This window comes from Novosphingobium sp. EMRT-2, assembly GCF_005145025.1.
Taxonomy (GTDB): Bacteria; Pseudomonadota; Alphaproteobacteria; order Sphingomonadales; family Sphingomonadaceae; genus Novosphingobium.
Genome location: NZ_CP039695.1, coordinates 3016168 through 3035988, shown reverse-complemented (window position 1 = coordinate 3035988; position 19821 = coordinate 3016168). Strand labels below are relative to the sequence as shown.

The following is a 19821-nucleotide window of genomic DNA, read 5'->3' as shown; positions in this document are numbered from 1 at the left end:
CCATGAGGGAACGTCTTCTCCGCAACACCGCGCTCACCGCAATCGCGGTCTTCGCCGCCACGGCCACCCCGGCCTTCGCGCAGGCGCAAAGCGACAGCGGCAGCGAAAGCGCGCCGGGCGAAATCGTGGTCACCGCCGCGAAGCGATCGGAAAACCTCCAGTCGGTGCCGATCTCGGTTTCGGCGATCGGCGGCGATGCCCTGGAAAAATCGCGCATCACCAATGTCGACAGCCTGGTGACCAAGGTCGCCAACCTGCAGCTGACCTCGATCGTGGGCGACAACACGCCGATCTTCGCGCTGCGCGGCGTGTCGATGTCCGACTACAGCCTCAACCAGTCCAGCCCGGTCGCGACCTATTACGACGAAGTCTACAAGGGCAACTTCGCGTTCCTGGGCGTCGCCATGTACGACCTGGAGCGCGTGGAAGTGCTGCGCGGGCCGCAGGGCACGCTCTATGGCAAGAACACCACGGGCGGCGCGGTCAACATCATCAGCCGCGATGCCAAGCTCGGCGAGACCAGCGGCTATCTCAACGCGGGATACGGCAACTACAACCGCGTGGACGTGAACGGCGCGGTCAACGTGCCGCTGGGCGAAAAGGCCGCGCTGCGCGTGGCCGGCACGTTCTCGCGCGCGGACGGCTGGTTCAAGAACGTGGTGCCCGGCCTGCCGGACCTTGCCAGCACACGCGAATACGCGCTGCGCGGCACGCTGAAGTTCGAACCGACCGACAGCGTGCGCTTCACCCTGCGTGCTTCCACCAGCTTCCAGAACCCGCAGAACTACGGCATCTACGCCCAGCCCGAAGCGGTCCACCGGCCCGGCCTGTCGAAGTGGGAAATCGCTTCCGACGTCAGCCAGCGCCGCCGCGCGCGCACCACGTCGGTCGCGCTGACCACCAACATCGACGTGTCCGACACGCTGGCGATCACCAGCATCACCTCCTACGACAAGGGCACGCTGTTCTTCCGCGAGGATACCGACGGCACCGCCACCAAGCTGCTGGAAATCCCCTATTACGACCGCGCCAGCCAGTTCGCTAGGACCTGCGCCTGACCAGCGACACCGGCGGTCCGTTCGACTTCATCCTGGGCGCCTATTTCAACCGCGAGAAGGTCTATAACGAGACCACGTTCGAGATTGCGACCGACGTGGACGTCAACGGCGATGGCTTCATCAACGCACAGGACTGCGCCGACGGGCTGCCGCTGGCCTGCAAGGTCAAGAACCAGTTCACCCAGATCAAGAAGAGCTTCGCGCTCTACAGCGACCTGAAATACAAGCTGACCGATGCGCTGACCGTGCGCGGCGGGTTGCGCTACACCCACGATACCGGCGTGCAGAACGGCTTCCGGTCCGACGCGCTGGGCGTGGACAACAGCCTTGTCGCCACGCTGATCCCGCCGTCGGCGCTGCGCTACAAGAACAACAACGTCTCGGGCAAGATCGGCTTCGATTACAAGCTGGCCAGCGGCGACCTGCTCTACGCCAGCTTCAGCAAGGGCTATCGCGCGCCGAGCTTCAACGCGCAGGCGTTCTTCGATCCGTCGGAACTCAGTGTCGCCAAGGCGGAAAAGGTCACCTCGTATGAAGTGGGCGCCAAGACGCAGTTCTGGGACCGCCGCGTGACGCTGAACATGGCGGCGTTCTATTACGACTACCGCAACCAGCAGTTCATCAACGTCGATCCCACCACCGCCGCGCAGACGCTGCTCAACATTCCCAAGTCGCGCATCTATGGCGCGGAAGCGGAACTGACGGTGCGCCCGACCGACACCTTCACCTTCCACGGCGGCATGGGCCTGCTGTCCACCAAGATCATCCGGGGCGACGTGAGCGGCACCGACGTTTCCGGGCGCCGCCTGTCGAACGCGCCTTCGCTGACGTTCAACGCCGGAGTGGATTTCACCGTGTTCAAGAACGACGCCGTTACGTTCTCGATCCATCCGGACCTGTCGTTCCAGTCGAGCCAGTTCTTCGAGGTTATCAACGTCCCCCGCCTGCGCCAGTCATCTTACGCGCTGGTGGGCGGGCATATGGACCTGGAGACGGCGGACGGGCGCTATTCGCTGTCGGTCTGGGCGAAGAATCTGGGCAACAAGTTCTACTTCACATCGCGGGTGGATCTGCTGGCGGGCTTCGGTTTCGACTACAACCACATCGGCAACCCGCGCACATTCGGCGTGACGCTGGGCGCCAAGTTCTAAGGTTCCGGTACAACAATCCGCGTCCCGGGCGCGGGGGAGAGGAAAATGACCGATACCAAGCTGCTGATCGGCGGCGAACTCGTCCCTGGCGACATGACCTTGGACGTCGTGAACCCGGCGACCGGGGAACCCTTCACCACGGTTCCCCGCGCCTCGGCGGCGCAGGCCGACAAGGCCATCGCCGCCGCCAAGGCCGCGGTGCCGGGCTGGTCGGCCGTCCCGTTCGCGGAACGCAGCCGGAAGCTGATCGAACTGGCGGACGCCATCGCCGCGCGGAGGGACGAATTTGCCCGCACGCTGACGCTGGAACAGGGCAAGCCGCTGGCCGAGGCGCAGGGCGAACTCGCCTGGACCGAGGGATACCTGCGCCACTACGCTACGCTGGAACTGCCCGACCGCGTGATCCAGGATGACGCCGACGGCTACATTGCGGTCAGGCACAAGCCGCTGGGCGTGGTGGTAGGGATCATCGCGTGGAACTTCCCGCTGCTGGTCGCCTGCTGGAAGATCGGCCCCGCCGTGCTGGCCGGCAACGCCATCGTGCTGAAGCCCGCGCCGACGACCCCCGTCGCCGCGCTGATGCTGGGCGAGCTGTGCCGCGACATTTTCCCGGCGGGCGTGGTCAACGTGATCACCGACGCCAACGACCTGGGGCCGCACCTAACCTCGCACCCCGATGTCGCCAAGATCGGCTTCACCGGATCGACTGCCACGGGCAAGCGCATCGCGGCGACGGGCGCGGACACGCTCAAGCGCGTGACGCTGGAACTGGGCGGCAACGACCCGGCGATCGTGCTGGAGGACGTGGACGTGCGTGAAACCGCGCAGGCGATCTTCGGCAACGCCTTCCTCAACTGCGGGCAGGTGTGCCTGGCGGTGAAGCGCGCCTATGTCCACGCCGATATCTATGACGCGATGTGCGAGGAACTGGCCAACCTGGCGCAGGCCGCCGTTGTCGACGACGGATTGCAACAGGGCACGCAGATCGGCCCGATCCAGAACGCGATGCAGTTCGAGAAGGTCAAGGGCTTCCTCGACGCGGCCAAGGCCGAGGGCAAGGTGATCGCCGGCGGCGAGGTGATGGAGCGCGCCGGCTATTTCATCCGCCCGACGATCGTGCGCGATGTGACCGACGGCGATCGCATCGTGGACGAGGAACAGTTCGGCCCGATCCTGCCGGTGATCCGCTTCGACGACGTGGACGACGTGATCGCCCGCGCCAACGCTTCGGAATATGGGCTGGGCGGATCAGTCTGGTCGAAGGACGTAGCCCGCGCCGCCGATGTTGCCTCGCGCATCGAAAGCGGGCAGGTCTGGGTGAACCAGCACGTCGGCATCGGGCCGCACATTCCGATGGCGGGCTTCAAGAATTCGGGGCTGGGCGTGGAACAGTCGGTGGAAGGGCTGGCCGAATACACCCAGCTGCAGGTCATCAATATCAAGAAGTAGCAAGAACGGAAAACGAGCGGAGGATGATGCAGGGCTTGTCGATCACGCAGGGGGCGACCGATGTCCCTCTTCTGGAAACGACCATCGGCGGCGCGCTGCGCCAGGCGGGCCGCCAGTGGGGCGACCGGCTGGCGCTGGCCTCGCGCCACCAGGGCATCCGCTGGACCTGGGCCGAGCTGGACGCCGAAGCGGACCGCATCGCCACGGGCCTGCTCGACCTCGGCGTGCGCAAGGGCGATCGCGTGGGCATCTGGGCGCCCAACTGCGCGGAATGGACGGTCATCCAGTTCGCCTCCGCCCGGATCGGCGCGGTGCTGGTCACGATCAACCCCGCCTATCGCGTTTCCGAAGTGGAATACGCGCTGAACAAGGTCGGTTGCACGGTGTTGGTCACGGCGGCGCGGTTCAAGACCAGCGACTACGTGGGGATGCTGCGCGAACTGGGCGCGGAAAAGCTGCCGCTGCTGCAGCAGATCGTGGTGCTGGGCGAGGAACGGCACGATGGATTCATGCCCTGGGCCGACCTGCGCGCCGAACCCGATCCCGCCCGGCTGGCGGGCGTGGACGCCACGCTCGACCCGAACGATGCGATCAACATCCAGTTCACCAGCGGCACGACCGGCTTTCCCAAGGGAGCGACGCTCACCCATCGCAACATCCTGAACAACGGGTACTTCACCGCACGCACGATCCGGCTGACGCCGGACGACCGCATCTGCATCCCGGTGCCGCTGTACCACTGCTTCGGCATGGTGCTGGGCAATCTGGCCGCGCTGACCAGCGGGGCGGCGATGGTCTATCCGGGCGAAGCCTACGACCCGCGCCTGGCGCTGGAAGCGGTGCAGGCCGAAGGCTGCACCGCGCTATATGGCGTGCCGACGATGTTCATCACGATCCTGAACCAGCCGGATCTGGATACCTACGACGTTTCGACGCTGCGGACCGGGATCATGGCCGGCTCCCCCTGCCCCGTCACCACCATGCGGCAGGTGATGGAACGGCTGAACATGCGCGAAGTGACCATCGGCTATGGCATGACCGAAACCAGCCCGCTGACCACGCAAACCGCCACCGACGATCCGATCGAGGAACGCGTGGCCACGGTGGGCCGTGTCCATCCCCATGCCGAGGCAAAGATCGTGGGACTTGACGGCGAGACGCTGCCCATCGGCCAGCAGGGCGAATATTGCGCGCGCGGCTATGCGGTGATGCTGGGCTACTGGGACGATCCGGAAAAGACCGCCGAAGCGATCGATACCGACGGCTGGATGCATTCGGGCGATCTCGCCACGATGGACGCGCAGGGCTACGTCCGCATCACCGGCCGGATCAAGGACATGATCATCCGCGGCGGCGAGAACATCTACCCGCGCGAGATCGAGGAGTTCCTGCTGTCGCACCCGGCGATCGCCGATGCGCAGGTGTTCGGCGTGGCCGACGCCAAGTTCGGCGAGGAAGTCTGCGCGTGGATCATCGCCAAGCCGGGCGAAACGCTGGGCGAGCACGACGTGATCGCGCACTGCAAGGGCCGCATCGCGCATTACAAGGTGCCGCGTTACGTCCGCATCGTCAGCGCCTTCGCGATGACCGTTACCGGCAAGGCGCAGAAGTTCGAGATGCGCAAGGTGATGGAAGCGGAATTGTCGCTCCCCGCCTGAACGCCAACCGCCTGAACGCTTGCCCTTCGCCTGCCAATCGTAATACCGGATAACTTCGGGGATCGGGGGAGCGGTCCGGTGGGAGGGAACGGATGACGAGACGCATTTCGGGCGCAATGCTGGGCCTGACGGGCATGACCGTGGTGGTGTTTGCCGGCGTGCACGCGCTGGCGGCGCGTCCTGCCGCAGCGCCAACGGCTTCTCCGGCCACCGTCGTCGCTCCCGCCGCGCCGCCCGTCACCGACCGCTGCACCGCGCTGGCCGGCCAGACCCTGCCCGGCGACGTCAAGATCCTGACCGCGCGGACGGTGGGCGTTACGCCGGCCGGCACCCGTCTGGAACCGGATTCCGCGCCGCTCGCCAATTCCATTCCGCCGCATTGCCGCATCGAAGGCGTGATCGGCGAACGCACCGGCGCGGGAGGCAAGCCGTTCGGCATCGGCTTCGCGCTGGCCCTGCCCGACGACTGGAACGGCCGCTTCCTGCTGCAAGGCGGCGGCGGGCTGAACGGCACGGTCCACCCGCCGATCGGCGCGGCGGCGGCCGGCGACATCCCGGCGCTGGCGCGCGGCTTTGCCGTGGCCAGCCACGACAGCGGCCACAAGGGCGCGGTGTTCGACGACAGCTTCATGGCCGACCAGCGCGCCGCGCTGGACTTCGCGGAGAACGCCGTCCCCACCGTGGCGCGCACCGCCAAGGCGATGATTGCCAGCTATTATGGCCGCGCGATCGGGCACAGCTACATGGCGGGCTGTTCCACCGGCGGGCGCGAATCCATGCTGGCGGCGCAGCGCTATCCCGAACTGTTCGATGGCATAGTGGTGGGCGCGCCGGCGATGCGCACCGGCAATTCCAACCTGGCGCTGAGCTGGGCCGCCGTGCAGTTCAACCAGGCCGCCCCGCGCGATGGCGCGGGCAAGCCGCTGGTGGAGCGCATCTTTTCCGACGCGGACCGCGCGGTGCTGAAAAAGGGTCTGCTTGCCCAGTGTGACGGGCTGGACGGCCTGGACGACGGCATGATCATGAACGTCGGGCAATGCCGCTTCGACGCCAGCCGACTGGCCTGCCGCAAGGGCCAGAAGGCGGATTGCCTGAAGCCCGCGCAAGTCACCGCTATCCAGCGCGCGTTCACCGCCCCGCGCGACAAGGCGGGCGCATCGCTCTACGCGCCCTATCCCTACGACACGGGCATTACCAATACCGAGGGCCGCATTCCCGGCTTCCTGCCGACGGGCAAGCCGGGCGTGTTCGGCCCGGCCAATCGCGATCTGGCCATCGACGTAGACGCGCGCATCCAGGCGATCCGGGCCAACGCCAGCCAGCGCCTGACCGATACCGATACCTGGACCAACCTCAACACCTTCCTCGGGCGCGGCGGCAAGATCCTGTTCTACCATGGTGTCAGCGATCCCTGGTTTTCCGCGTTCGATACGCTGAACTACTGGCAGCGCGCCTCCGCCGCGAACGGCACGGCCTGGCGCGATGCCAGCCGGTTCTACATGGTGCCGGGCATGGGGCATTGCCGGGGTGGCGATTCCTTCGACGATTTCGACCTGCTCGGCGCGGTGGTGGCGTGGGTGGAACAGGGCCGGACGCCCGAAGCGGTGCTGAGCTGGCGCTCCAGCCAGCCTTCGCGCCAGCGCCCAATGTGCCCGTGGCCGTCCTATGCCCACTATACCGGCGGCGATGCGGAACTGGCCGGCAGCTACGAATGCCGGATGCCCTATGGTGCGCCCAAGGGCTGATTGGACGGGCTGAGCCGGCGCGCCCGACGCGGACCCTGCCGTAATGGAGCAGGTTCGCACCGATGCTCCGCACTTCGGTCCAGTCCCCAAATTGACGCCGGCAGGGATCGGGACTTTGTGCGCAGTCCCGATCCCTCCTGCACCCGAGGCCCCATGCGCACAGTGTCGCTTCTTCTCGCCGGTGCGGCCCTGCTGGCCGCCGGCACCGCCCATGCCCAGCTTGCGCCGCAGATGCGCTCCATGCTGGATGCCGCGATCGCCAGCGGCAACGATGCCGACATCGACACGATCGCCAAGTACCTGAAGCAGGCCAGCCCCGCCGACGCGGCCGAGGTCGACAGGACCATCGGCGATCACCGTGCGCAGATCGCCGCCGCCAAGGAAGAGAAGCTGCGCCATCTGGGTCTGCTGGAAGGCTGGAAGGGCGAAGGCCAGATCGGCGCGACGCAATCGTCGGGCAACGCCACCACCGTCGGCCTCACCGCCGGGCTGGGGCTGACCCGGGAAAGCCTGCGCTGGCGCTTCAGCCTGCGCGCGCTGGCCGATTACCAGCGCAACAACGGGCAGACCAGCCGCAACCAGATGCTGTTCGCGTTCGAGCCGAACTACCGCTTCAACGAACGCCTGTTCGCCTATGGCCTGGCCCAGTACGAACGCGACCGCTTCGCCGGCTTCACCTCGCGCACCACGCTGTCGGGCGGCCTCGGTTATCGCGTGATCGCGCAGCCGAATTTCACCGTGGACGTGAAGGCCGGCCCGGCCTGGCGCAAGACCAGCTATATCGGCGAACCCGCCGCCAGCGACCTGACCGGCCTCGCCGCGCTCAATGCGCGCTGGGCGATTTCGCGCACGCTGACGCTGACCGAAGACGCCAACGCGCTTTACAGCCGCGACAACACCAATCTCAATTCGCTGACGTCGCTGTCCGCCAAGCTCAGCACCGCGTTGTCGGCGCGGGTATCCTACCAGATCACCAACAACAGCAATCCGCCGGCCGGCTTCAAGAAAACCGATACCGTCACCCGCTTCACCATGGTGTACGGGTTCTGAGCGACGGACGTCAGGAGACCGCCGCCTCTCGCAGCAGCCATGCGCGAAACTGGTCGAGCATCCGGCTGACCGGCCGGTCGAGTGGCCAGACGAGGTAATAGGCTTCCTCGGCCGTCAGCACGAGGTCGAACGGCGCCACCAGCGCGCCGCTTTCCAGCTCGGGCACGATCAGGAAGCGCGGCACCAGCGCGACGCCCAGCCCGGCGGCGGCGGCGTGCGACAGCATCAGGAAGTGTTCGTAAAATGGCCCCGCCGGCGGCCCCTTGGCCGGGACACCGGCCGCCGCGAACCAGCGCGACCAGGAATCGCGCCGGGAATCGAGGCTGAGCAGCGTCTTGCCGACCAGATCGGCGGGCTGCTCCAGCGGATGCGCCGCCAGCCATGCGGGGGAGCAGACGGCCACCACGTCTTCCCGGAACAGCAGCGCGTGTTCCGCGCCAGGCCAGTCCGGCAGGCCGAAGTGGATCGCGGCATCAAAGCCTTCGTCGGCGAAATCGAACGGGCTGGACCGCGCGGCAAGGTTGACCAGCATGTCCGGATAGTGCGCGCTGAGATCGGGCAGGCGCGGCGCCAGCCAGCGCATCCCGAAGCTGGGCAGCGTCGCGATCGACAGCGCCGCGTCCTGCGGCGGTTGCAGCGCGCGGCGCGTGGCGGCGCGGATGCGGTCAACCGCCGGGCCGATCGCCTCGGCATAGGCGAGCGCGGCGGCGGTCGGCACCACGCGCCGGCCCTTCCGTTCGAACAGCTTCACCTGCAGCCAGTCTTCCAGCAAGGCGATCTGGCGGCTGACCGCGCTTTGGGTGAGCGCAAGCCGCTGCCCGGTCTGCGAGAAATTGCTGGTTTCGATCGCGGCGAGGAAACTGGCCAGCGCGGGCAGTGGCGGCAGTTCCTTGCGCCGGGCTTCCTGATGATGATCCGTCATGAGAAGATGATGAAATGTCTTTTCCGATCCTTTTGTGAAGCTGGCATTTAAGGGCATTCGGCGCAAGGAAAGATGATCGATATGCATGATACGGCGATTGCCCGGCTGGTCGAGGGCCTTGTCGGGCCAGCGGCGGCGCAGGAAACGCTGGCGCGCATCGCCCATCTTCCCGAAACCACCGGCGCGCCCGCCGGCATGGCATCGCGGCTGGACTTCACCTGGGCCATGAACGCCGCGCTGTTCGCCGATCTGCTGGAGCGCGTGCCCACAGGCCGCGCCTACGTCGCCGACCGCATCGCGGCGGGCGAGCGCATCCGCTTCGATCACGGCGCGCTGCGCACCATCCGCTTCCCGTCGAGCGCGACCGGGGCAATGGCGGGCGGGATCGACGCGTTCCGCCGCATTCTGGAACCGCTGGGCTATCGCGTGGCGGCGGTCTATCCCCTGCCGCGCCTGCGCATGACCGGCTTCGCCTTCCGCCATCTGGGCGATCCCGAGAACGTGCCGCAGTTCTTCGTCAGCGAGCTGGACGTGGGCCAGTTCGACGGCGCGTTCGGCGCCGCCGCGCACCGCGTGTTCGACAGCAGCCGCGATCCGCTGGACGATCAGGCCAAGGCCGTGCTCGCCCGCTTCGCCAGCGAAGGCACAGTGCCGCTGGCCGATGCCCTGCCCGCCCTGCGCACGATCCTTACGGCGTTCGGCCGCCAGCACGCCATGCCGGCGCTGGCCGACTACGAGACTCTCCTCGCGCAATCCGCCGAAGCGGCGTGGATCGCGACCGAAGGCAACAGCTTCAACCACGTGACCGACCGGGTAGATGATGTCGATCAGGTGGCGGCGCAGCAGCGCGCGCTAGGCCGCCCGATCAAGGACCGGGTGGAGGTTTCCGCCAACGGCCGCGTGCGCCAGACCGCGTTCCGCGCCGATCCGGTGCAACGGTTCTTCCGCGATGCGCAGGGCCGCGGCGTGGAACGCGAAGTGCCCGGGTCGTTCTACGAATTCATCACGCGCGATCGCGAACCGCTGTCGCGCAAACTCGATCTCAGCTTCGACAGCGCCAATGCGACCGGCATCTTCACGATGACGCGCGCGGCCTGAGCATACGTGACCCAGCAACCGGAGGAACAGGCATGAGCGACCACCTGATGACGGTTTACAACCGTGCCCCGATCGAAGTCGAACGCGGCGAAGGCGTGCGCCTGCACACGCGCGACGGCCGCGTGTTCCTCGATTGCGTGGCCGGCATCGCCACCAACGGCCTGGGGCATTGCCATCCGGCGCTGGTCGCCGCGCTGAAGGCGCAGGCCGACAAGCTGTGGCACGTCTCCAACATCTTCCGCATTCCGGGGCAGGAAGAACTGGCCGACCGCCTGACCGGCGCGACCTTTGCCGACGTGGTGTTCTTCGGCAATTCCGGTTCCGAAGCGATCGAGTGCGCGATCAAGACGGCGCGGCGCTATCACCACGTCAACGGGCAGGGCGAGCGCATCGACGTGATCGGGTTCGCCGGTTCGTTCCACGGCCGCACTTATGCCGCCGTCAACGCTTCGGGGAATGCTGCCTATCTCGACGGCTTCGGCCCGCGCCTGCCCGGCTTCGTCCAGCTTCATGTCGATGACATGGCCGCGATCGAGAAGGCCATCGCCTCCCCCACCACGGCCGCGCTGATCGTGGAGCCGGTGCAGGGCGAAGGCGGCGCCCGCGCGCTCAGCGGCGAATGGCTGGCCAACGTGCGCCAGCGCTGCACCGAAGCCGGCGTGCTGCTGATCTACGACGAAGTGCAAAGCGGCATGGGCCGCACCGGTAAGCTGTTCGCGCACCAGTGGTTCGATGGCTGCGAGCCGGACATCATGGCCGTGGCCAAGGCGCTGGGCGGCGGCTTCCCGGTGGGCGCGTGCCTGGCCAGCGCCGAAGCGGCCAAGGGCATGGTCTTCGGCACCCACGGCTCCACCTTCGGCGGCAATCCACTGGCCATGGCGGTCGCGGCCAGGGCGTTCGACCTGATCGCCGACGAAGCGCTGCTCGCCCATGTGCGCGCGATCGGCGACCGGCTGGCCACGGGCCTGCGCGCGATGATCGAACGCTATCCCGAGATCGTCGAGGAAGTGCGCGGCAAGGGCCTGCTGGTGGGCGTGAAGCTCAAGCCCAACAACCGCGAGATGATGGCCGCCGCGCGCGAACAGGGCCTGCTGGTGGCCGGCGGCGGCGAAAACTGCATCCGCCTGCTGCCGCCGCTGATCATCTCGGAGGACGAAGCCGACGAGGCGCTCGCCAAGCTCGACGCCACGTTCGCGGCCTGGAACGCGCACGTTCCGGAAGTGGCCTGAACGCCATGGCCCGCATCGTTCGCCCCGGCACCGAAGCCGATCTCGACGCCCTGCTCGACCTCGCCCGCCTGGGCGGTCCGGGGCTGACCAGCCTGCCCGAATGCGCCGATACGCTGGGCCACCGGCTCGCCCTGTCGGCGGCCAGCTTCGCCGGGACGATCCCGGCGGCGGAGGCGTGGTACACGCTGATGCTGGAGGAGAGCGATACCGGGCAGGTGATCGGCGTCGCCTCGGTGCGCGGGGCGATCGGCGTGGCGCGCCCGCACTTCTCGTTCCGCGTGGTCAAGCTGGCGCAGCATTCCAACGCCGCCGGCGTGAACTTCGAGCACGAGGCGCTGGTGCTGGTCAACGAATGCGCCGGGGCCAGCGAGGTCGGCTCGCTGTTCGTCCACCCGGAGCATCGCGGCGGCGGCAACGGCACGCTGCTGGCGGCATCGCGCTACATGCTGATAGCGGCGGCGCGCGACCGCTTCGCCGACAAGATCGTTTCCGAACTGCGCGGCTGGTTTGACTGGGAAGGCGAAAGCCCGTTCTGGGAAGGCGTTTCCGCCAAGTTCTTCCGCCTGCCCTTCGAGGAAGCGGACCGCATGATCACCGCCAGCAACGGGCAGTTCCTGGTCGATCTGGCCCCGCGCCACCCGATCTACCTGGAACTGATCGAGCCGTTCGCGCGCGACGTGATCGGCGAAGTCCACCCCGATGGCCGCGCCGCGCGCAAAATGCTCGAAAGCGAAGGCTTCAGCTGGACCGGGCTGGTCGACGTGTTCGACGGCGGACCAACGGTGACCTGCGCGCGCGACAAGATCGACACGATCCGTCGAACCACGCCCTGCACCGTAGCCGTCAACGACAACGTCGCCGCCGCGCCTTCGCGGCTGGTCGCCAACGACGCCATCGAGCGCTTCCGCGTGACTCACGCCCCCGTCGACATTTGCGACGGGAATGCCCACATTCCGGCTTCCACCGCCCGGATGCTCGGCCTCGATGCCGGCAGCCAGATCCTGGTCCGGGCCTGAAGGACGCGAACATGGCCGAAATGCTCCAGTCGATCGATCCCGCAACCGGCGAAACCGTGTGGGAAGGCGCGATCACCGCGCCGGAGGAAGCCGCATCGATGGTGGAGCGCGCCCGCGTCGCCCTGCCCGGCTGGTCGCGCACGCCGCTGAACGAACGCATCGCCGTGGCCCGGCGCTACGCCGATTACCTGAAGGCGAACGCAGGCTCGATCGCCGAGACGATCTCGCGCGAGACCGGCAAGCTGCTGTGGGAAAGCAAGACCGAAGCTGCGTCCATGGCCGGCAAGGTCGAGGTATCGATCGCGGCGCAGGCCGAACGCGCCGGCACCCGCGAAAGCGCGACCGCGTTCGGCCGCGCGGTGCTGCGCCACCGCCCGCACGGTGTGATGGCGGTGCTTGGCCCCTACAACTTCCCCGGCCATCTGCCCAACGGGCACATCGTGCCGGCGCTGCTGGCGGGCAACACGGTGGTGTTCAAGCCGTCCGAGATCGCGCCATGGACCGGCGAGGTCATGGCCCGCGCGTGGGCCGAGGCGGGCCTGCCCGATGGCGTGCTCCAACTGGCGCAGGGCGCGCGCGAGACCGGCGCGGCGCTGATCGGCGGCGACATCGACGGGCTGCTGTTCACCGGCTCCTCCGCCGCCGGCCGCGCCTTCCGCCGCGCCTTCATCGACCGGCCCCACGTGATGCTGGCGCTGGAGCTGGGCGGCAACAACCCGCTGATTGCGTGGGACGGCGATCCCGAGGCGGTGGCGCGCGTGATCGCGATGTCCGCCTTCATCACCACCGGCCAGCGCTGTTCCTGCGCGCGCCGGCTGATCGTGCCCGAAGGCGCGACGGGCGACGCCTTCATCGAGGCCCTGACCGCGCTGATCGACCGCCTGCCGGTGGCCGCATGGTCGGACGCCGGCGACGCCTTCATGGGGCCGCTGGTGTCGGTGCAGGCCGCGGAACGCGCGCTCGACATGGTCGGCGCGATCGAGCGGATGGGCGCGCGCCCGCTGCGGCGCTTCACCGGGATCGCCGGCCGGCCGGGCAGCTTCGTCAAGCCCGCGCTCTATGACGTAACCGGCGTGGACGTGCCCGACGAGGAAATCTTCGCGCCGGTGCTGTTCGTGCGCCGCGTGGGCGATTTCGAACAGGCGATCGCCGCCGCCAACGCCACCGCCTATGGCCTTTCCGCCGGCCTCGTCACCGGCGATGACGCGAAGTGGGAGCACTATCTCGACTTCGCCCGCGCCGGCGTGATCAACCGCAACCGCCCGACCACGGGCGCTGCCGCCAACATGCCGTTCGGCGGTCTGGGCGAATCGGGCAATCACCGCCCCGGTGCGTGGTACGCGGCGGACTATTGCGCCTATCCGGTGGCAAGCTTCGAAAGCGATGCGGCCGTGCCCGAGGCGGTGCCCGGAATAGGCTGACCCGCCGGCTGCGGCATCGATCACACCAGCGGTCGCGACAATTGTCTAAGGGCGTTGCCTGAGTATAAACCTCGGCAGCCCTTGGCCCCTATGTCTGCCAGACTGTCCGCTGGAGTGATCGATGACTGCCCCGCCGGAGGCCAGTTCCGCAAACGAGCAGCCGCGCTATCGCGCCTTCCTGAGCTATAGCCATGCGGATACGCCGGCGGCCGCGCGGCTTCACCGCTGGCTGGAGACGTACCGCATCCCCCCCCGGCTGGTGGGGCTGGAAACGCCACGCGGCCGGGTGCCACGCCGGCTGACGCCGATCTTCCGCGATCGCAACGAGCTGCCCGCCTCCAGCGATCTGAACGAGGAAGTCCGCAACGCGCTGGCCGCATCGGCCTGCCTGATCGTGCTCTGTTCGCCCGAGGCGCGGCGTTCGCGCTGGGTCGATCAGGAAATCCGCTATTTCCGCGAAAAGCACCCGGATCGCCCGATCCTGGCGGGGCTGCTCCACGGCGAACCGGAAGACGCCTTTCCGCCCAGTCTGACGGATGCCGCGACCGACGGGGAAGCCGGAGAAGCGGTGCGCGAGCCGGCCGCCGCCGACTTCCGCCGGATCGGCGACGGCAAGCTTGCCCGCCTGCGCCTTGTTGCCGGATTGACCGGCATCGGGCTCGACGAGCTGGTGCAGCGCGACGCGCAGCGGCAGCTGCGCCGCGTGACGGCCATCACGCTTGTTTCCGCCCTGACCGTTGTAGTGCTGTCCACGCTCCTGTTCGTGGCGATCAACGCGCGCAACGAGGCAGACCGGCAAAGGCAACAGGCCGAAGGGCTGATCGAGTTCATGCTGACAGACCTGCGGACAAGGCTGGAAGGAGTCGGGCGGCTCGACGTGCTGGAATCGGTCAACACGCGCGCGCTGGACTACTATGCCGCACAGGGCGATCTCGACGGCCTGCCCGCCGGCTCGCTCGACCGGCGCGCCCGCGTGCTGCAAGCGATGGGCGAGGACGACCAGAAGCGCGGACGGTTGGACGCCGCGCTGATGGAGTTCAGCGAAGCGCACCGCGCCACCGGCGCTTTGCTGGCGGAAATGCCGAACGATCCGCAGCGCGTGTTCGCGCATGCGCAAAGCGAGTTCTGGATCGGCTATACCGACTACCAGCGCAACCGCTATGCCGCCGCGCGCCCGCACTTCACCGCCTATCGCGCGTTGGCCGAAAAGCTGGTGAAACTGCAACCCGGCGATGCCGGCGCGCTGCGCGAGCTGGGTTACGCGCAGGGCAATATCTGTTCGCTGGAACTGGCGGAGCAGGCGCGCCCGCCGGCCGGGTTAGACGCCTGCCGCAGCGCGCTTGCCGCGATGGAACAGGCCGCGCGATCCCGCCCCGGCGATGCGGGCATCAAGGCCGATCTCGCCAACCGCCACGCCTGGTTGGCCGATGCGCTCAACGCGGCCGGACACAAGCGCGACGCGCTGGCGGAACGCCAGCAACAGGCCACGATCATGGACGATCTGCTGCGCATCGATCCGGCCAACGCCGCCTACCGGCAGGACTGGATGCTTTCGCGCTATTCGATGGCAACGCTGCTGTCGGACCTTGGCGACAAGACCGGCGCGCGCGGCTCCGCAAGGCTGGCCATGCAGGCCGCGAACCGGTTGATCGCCACCGATCCCGACAACCGCGACTGGCTGACCTGGCGCCTGCGCATCCTGCAAAGTTTTCCCGATCTGAAAACGGAGAAGTAACATGTCGCAATGTTCCCCCGCGCAATACGCGCTTCCCCACGATCCCGCGCTGCGCACGGCGGCCGGCAAGGCGCTGACCTTCACGATCAGCCTCTATGCCCGCAACGGCGCGATCGTGCTCAAGATGGATCAGGATGGCCAGGAAGCGCAGGACTATATCGCGATCACCGAAGACACGATGGTCGAGATCGTGCTGAAGGGCGACCAGCTGTTCTTCTCCAAGGCGTTCGACGCGATCACCATGAAGGATGCCAATCTCGGCGCGTTCTACAGCAATCTCGAATACGACGGCTATGACGAGAAGCTGGATCGCTACAAGATCGTGCGTTTCGTGGCGCGCTTCAACAAGGGCGGCAAGTTCGGCACCACGCACGCCTTCAACGTGAACATCGACCTGCTGCAGAAGAGCCGCAGGGGTCCGCGCTGGATCGGGATGAGCATCGATCCGGACATCAAGAACCCGCCGCCGAAGCTCAACTGAAACCCCGCAAGGAAAGCTGGGCAAGCCGTGCACAATTCGAAAATCCCGATCATCAGACGGCTTGCCCGCAGCGGCGATACGATGCGGGCGTGGCAGATGTTCACCGACGCCGCGCTGGAAGGCGACCGGCATCCCGATACGCTGACGCTGAAGGGCCGCCTGTTGAAGGACCGGGGCCTTTCCGCGCCATCGACGGCGGAACGCACCCGCCTGCTGGGCGCGGCGCGGCAGGCCTATCTCTCGGCTGCGGCGATGATGCCGGCCACCTATCCGCTGATCAACGCCGCAACGATCGCACTGCTGGAAGGCAACCAAAAGGACGCGGCGATCCTGGCCACCCGCGTCCTGACCATGCTCGATGCGGGCGATCACGAACCCGAAACCGCCTATTGGCTGCACGCCACTCGCGCGGAAGCGTGCCTGCTGCTGGGCGAGATCGACAAGGGCCAGGCGGTGCTGGCGCAGGCCGTCCGGCAGGCCCCGCGCGCGTGGGAGGATCACGCCTCCACCCTGCGGCATTTCCGGCTGATCATGGCGACGCTCGCGCGGCCGGCGGAATGGCTGGATGCCTATCGTCCACCGGCAAGCCTGCATTTCAGCGGCATCATCCACGTCGCGCCCGATCAGGCGCAATCGCCCGAACGGATCGCCGAGGCGGTGGATCGCATCCGGCCCGGCTTCGCCTTCGGCGCGCTGGCCGCGGGGGCGGACATCATGGTCGCCGAAGCGCTGCTGGAACGCGACGTGGAACTGCACGTCATGCTGCCCGCCACGATCGAGGGCTTCCGCCACGATTCGGTCTCCCGCTTCGGCACGCATTGGGAAGCGCGTTTCGACGCCATTCTCGAAGCCGCCGCTTCGGTGGAAACCATCGAGGCGCTGGACGCGGTTTCGCAATCGGGAATCTACGTCGGCGACGAGATGGCGATGGGCTGCGCGATCCGCCATGCCCGCCAACTCGAAAGCCATGCCGTGGCGCTGCGGCTGGGCGACGGCACGCGGGCGCAAGGTTCGCTGCTGGACGCCGCCTGGCGCGACCGTGGCCTGCCCATCGAACGAGTCCCGCTCGAACGCAGCGGCTCCACGACCAGCCCCCCGCCCACCTTCGCGCGCGAGGCGCTTGTCGCCGTGCCCGATGGCGAGCCGGCGGACCATTTCGCCCACGCCGGCGCGGCGCTGGTCCGGCACGGCGCGTTCACCATCGCGCGATTCGACGATCCGGTCGCGGCGGCGCGCATAGCGCTGGCGGACGTGACGCTGCACGGCCGCACGCTGGGCGTGACCTATGGCGCCTACGATCCGGCCGGGAACACCACGCAGCGCCTGGAAACGGCCGTGCGCGTGGCCGGTGCGGGGCTGCCCGGACAAGTGCCGGTATCCCGCTCGCTGGCGCTGGCGCTGACCCTGCACGCGCCGGACCTGCACTGCGAAAACTTCGGCCAGATCGCGTCGGCGCAGGGAGATCTGGCGCTGGGGCTGCTGGCGGTGCGCTGATTAACAGCAAACGCCCGGTCAGTAGATCATATCGCGCAACATGCGTGGAGCCAGGATGGTCAGGCCCCGTTCCGACCGTTCCACGATCCCGCGCCGCTCCAGCGCGCTGACCGCGCGCGAGGCGGTTTCGCGCGCGGTGTTGGCGTTGAGCGCCAGCGCGGTAATCTGCGGTGCCGGCACAATGCGGTATTCCGCATCCGCCAGCCGCAGCAATTCCGCATGAATGCGCCCGGGCGCCGAAAGCGTGGTCTGCGCCGCCATCCGGTCCAACGACAGATCGAGCTGGCGCGCGAGCCGTCTGGCAAGGCCGACCGCCAGCGCCGGTTCGCGCGTGGCCAGCGCCGCCAGTTCGGTGCACCGAATGCGCAGCAGATCGACCGCGCCGTGCGCCACCATGTCCGCGCGGTGGGTCGCCGGTTCGGGGTAGGCCCCGAAGAATTCACCCGGTCCGTGATAGGCCAGTTGCACGCGCTGCCCGTCGATGCCGTTCACCTGGATATGAACGGTGCCGCCGATCACCAGCCAGCAATGTTCGGAGGGATCGCCCTGGTGGGCGAGCACCGCCTTATGCGCGAACGATACCGCCTGCATCGATGGCTCGACGTGTGCGGCCAGCGCGGGCGCGCAATCGAACATCGCGGCGATCGCCGTTATGCGTTCGTCCCTGTGCATTCCCTTCGACCTGCCCGACATGCCCGGTACTTCGCGTTTCCAGCTTCAGGGAAGCGTTGCAAGGGCCAAATGGTAGAACCATGCCAACGCCAGCGTCCGTGAGTTTCATCACACTTCGTCTGGCCCGCGCCAAGCCGGTTTCAGGGCCGGACCCGATTCGCGCGGCGTGCTTTTCCCGCGCTTACCCGCGCATCCGCGCTGCCGCCGCAGACCGCCCGAAAGGGCCGCCTCGGCGCCTTGCCGCGTTTCTTTCCGTTACGTCATCCAGCCTCGTCCGGCGCTGCCGCGATCTTGCGCCAAAGCCTGCATCACCCGCTTAAAACCGGGCAATTTTCCTGCTATTCAGTCGCCCGATTAAACCTGTTCCGAGAGCCTTCGCGTTCGCCGGACAGCGCCTGACGGTCTATAAAAGGGAGAGACGTCGTGAACCTTGATTTCAGCCCGGAAGAGCTTGCCTTCCGCGACGAAGTGCGCGCGTTCATCGCCGAAAACTACCCCGCCCAGCTGCGCGGCAAGCAGGACGAGGGCGGCGACCTGAGCAAGGAGGATTTCCTGTCCTGGCACAAGGTGCTGGCGAAGAAGGGCTGGATCGCGCCCGCGTGGCCGGTCGAGTACGGCGGCCCCGGCTGGACCGCGACGCAGCGCTACATCTGGTCCGAGGAAACCGCGCGGGCCGATTGCATCCGCATCATGCCTTTCGGCATCACCATGGTCGGCCCGGTGATCTACACCTTCGGCACGCCCGAGCAGAAGGCCCGCTTCCTGCCGCGCATCCTTTCGGGCGAGGACTGGTGGTGCCAGGGCTATTCCGAGCCCGGCTCCGGCTCCGACCTTGCCTCGCTGCGCACGCGCGCGGTGCTGAGCGACGACGGCACGCACTATATCGTCAACGGCCAGAAGACCTGGACCACGATGGCGCAGCATGCCGACTGGGGCTTCTTCCTGGTCCGCACCAATCCCGATGCCAAGCAGCAGGAAGGCATCAGCTTCCTGCTGATCGACATGAAGACGCCGGGCATCACCGTGCGCCCGATCATCACCTTGGGCGGCGAACACGAAGTCAACGAGGTGTTCCTCGAAGACGTGAAGGTGCCGGTCGAAAACCGCGTGTACGAAGAGAACAAGGGCTGGACCTGCGCCAAGTTCCTGCTGGCGCACGAACGCACCGGCATCGCCGGCGTCGCGGCCTCGAAGCGCGGGATCGAGCGGGTGCGCTCGATCGCCTCGTCGGAAATGGACGGCGACCGTCCGCTGCTGGCCAATCCGTTCTTCCGCCGCAAGGTGGCCGAACTGGAAATGGACCTGACCGCGCTGGAATTCACCGAACTGCGCACGCTGGCCGGCGAAGCCGCCGGGCGCGGGCCGGGGCCGGAATCGAGCGTGCTGAAGATCAAGGGTTCGGAGATCCAGCAACGCATCACCGAACTCGCGCTGGAAGCGGCGGGGCACTATGGCGCGCCCTATTTCCGCGGCTTCGGCGAAGGGGACAACGAGCACCCGATCGGGCCGGACTGGGCGCACCACACCGCACCGAGCTATTTCAACATGCGCAAGACCACCATCTATGGCGGGTCCAACGAAATCCAGCGCAACATCATCGCCAAGATGGTTCTCGGCCTCTGAGCCAGCCAACAGGCTGGCC

The 19821-nt window shown here is 67.5% G+C and carries 16 protein-coding genes; 14 read left to right on the top strand and 2 right to left on the bottom strand.

What is annotated here, in order from left to right:
* Positions 1–2: 2 nt before the first annotated feature.
* The 6 genes from FA702_RS23245 (at position 3) to FA702_RS14850 (ending at position 8111) form a co-directional block, all read left to right on the top strand.
* Positions 3–1058, top strand: a complete 1056-nt coding sequence (locus FA702_RS23245; protein ID WP_255504593.1) for a TonB-dependent receptor — start codon at positions 3–5, stop codon at positions 1056–1058.
* Between the two features lie 95 nt (positions 1059–1153).
* Positions 1154–2209, top strand: a complete 1056-nt coding sequence (locus FA702_RS23240; protein WP_255504592.1) for a TonB-dependent receptor — start codon at positions 1154–1156, stop codon at positions 2207–2209.
* Between the two features lie 45 nt (positions 2210–2254).
* Complete coding sequence (locus FA702_RS14865; RefSeq protein WP_136956754.1) at positions 2255–3658, top strand: aldehyde dehydrogenase family protein; 1404 nt, start codon at positions 2255–2257, stop codon at positions 3656–3658.
* Positions 3659–3684: 26 nt separating this feature from the next.
* Entirely contained in the window at positions 3685–5316 is a 1632-nt protein-coding gene (locus tag FA702_RS14860; RefSeq protein ID WP_136957454.1) for an AMP-binding protein, read from the top strand.
* A 92-nt stretch (positions 5317–5408) separates the two neighbouring features.
* Positions 5409–7061, top strand: coding sequence for a DUF6351 family protein (locus tag FA702_RS14855; protein WP_210417552.1), 1653 nt, complete (start codon positions 5409–5411; stop codon positions 7059–7061).
* A 153-nt stretch (positions 7062–7214) separates the two neighbouring features.
* Entirely contained in the window at positions 7215–8111 is an 897-nt protein-coding gene (locus tag FA702_RS14850; RefSeq protein ID WP_136956753.1) for a YdiY family protein, read from the top strand.
* 10 nt (positions 8112–8121) lie between these two features.
* On the opposite strand, the gene FA702_RS14845 is transcribed toward FA702_RS14850, so the two are convergent.
* Positions 8122–9033: a LysR substrate-binding domain-containing protein gene (locus FA702_RS14845; protein WP_136956752.1), complete on the bottom strand. Its 912-nt coding sequence runs from the start codon at positions 9031–9033 to the stop codon at positions 8122–8124.
* A 72-nt stretch (positions 9034–9105) separates the two neighbouring features.
* Here FA702_RS14845 and FA702_RS14840 point away from each other — a divergent pair, with 72 nt between their 5' ends.
* The 7 genes from FA702_RS14840 (at position 9106) to FA702_RS14810 (ending at position 17507) form a co-directional block, all read left to right on the top strand.
* Positions 9106–10131 (top strand): 2-oxoadipate dioxygenase/decarboxylase family protein, encoded by a 1026-nt coding sequence (locus FA702_RS14840; RefSeq protein ID WP_136956751.1) that lies wholly within the window; start codon positions 9106–9108, stop codon positions 10129–10131.
* A gap of 32 nt (positions 10132–10163) precedes the next feature.
* Positions 10164–11360, top strand: coding sequence for an aspartate aminotransferase family protein (locus tag FA702_RS14835; protein ID WP_210417551.1), 1197 nt, complete (start codon positions 10164–10166; stop codon positions 11358–11360).
* Between the two features lie 5 nt (positions 11361–11365).
* Positions 11366–12376 carry an arginine N-succinyltransferase gene (locus FA702_RS14830; RefSeq protein WP_136956750.1) on the top strand — a complete coding sequence of 337 codons (1011 nt, stop codon included), beginning with the start codon at positions 11366–11368 and terminating at the stop codon, positions 12374–12376.
* Positions 12377–12396: 20 nt separating this feature from the next.
* Positions 12397–13797, top strand: coding sequence for a succinylglutamate-semialdehyde dehydrogenase (astD, locus tag FA702_RS14825; RefSeq protein WP_136957451.1), 1401 nt, complete (start codon positions 12397–12399; stop codon positions 13795–13797).
* Between the two features lie 121 nt (positions 13798–13918).
* On the top strand, positions 13919–15532 hold the full coding sequence (locus FA702_RS14820) for a toll/interleukin-1 receptor domain-containing protein (protein ID WP_136956749.1): 1614 nt from the start codon (positions 13919–13921) through the stop codon (positions 15530–15532).
* 1 nt (position 15533) lies between these two features.
* Positions 15534–16013 (top strand): nucleotide synthetase, encoded by a 480-nt coding sequence (locus tag FA702_RS14815; protein ID WP_136956748.1) that lies wholly within the window; start codon positions 15534–15536, stop codon positions 16011–16013.
* A gap of 27 nt (positions 16014–16040) precedes the next feature.
* On the top strand, positions 16041–17507 hold the full coding sequence (locus tag FA702_RS14810) for a TRAFs-binding domain-containing protein (RefSeq protein WP_136956747.1): 1467 nt from the start codon (positions 16041–16043) through the stop codon (positions 17505–17507).
* An 18-nt stretch (positions 17508–17525) separates the two neighbouring features.
* Here the strand turns inward: FA702_RS14810 and FA702_RS14805 are convergent, their stop codons facing one another.
* Positions 17526–18200, bottom strand: a complete 675-nt coding sequence (locus tag FA702_RS14805) for a Crp/Fnr family transcriptional regulator (protein ID WP_255504591.1) — start codon at positions 18198–18200, stop codon at positions 17526–17528.
* A gap of 402 nt (positions 18201–18602) precedes the next feature.
* On the opposite strand from FA702_RS14805, the gene FA702_RS14800 reads away from it, so the two are divergent.
* Positions 18603–19802, top strand: a complete 1200-nt coding sequence (locus tag FA702_RS14800; protein WP_136956746.1) for an acyl-CoA dehydrogenase family protein — start codon at positions 18603–18605, stop codon at positions 19800–19802.
* The last annotated feature ends 19 nt before the right edge of the window (positions 19803–19821 follow it).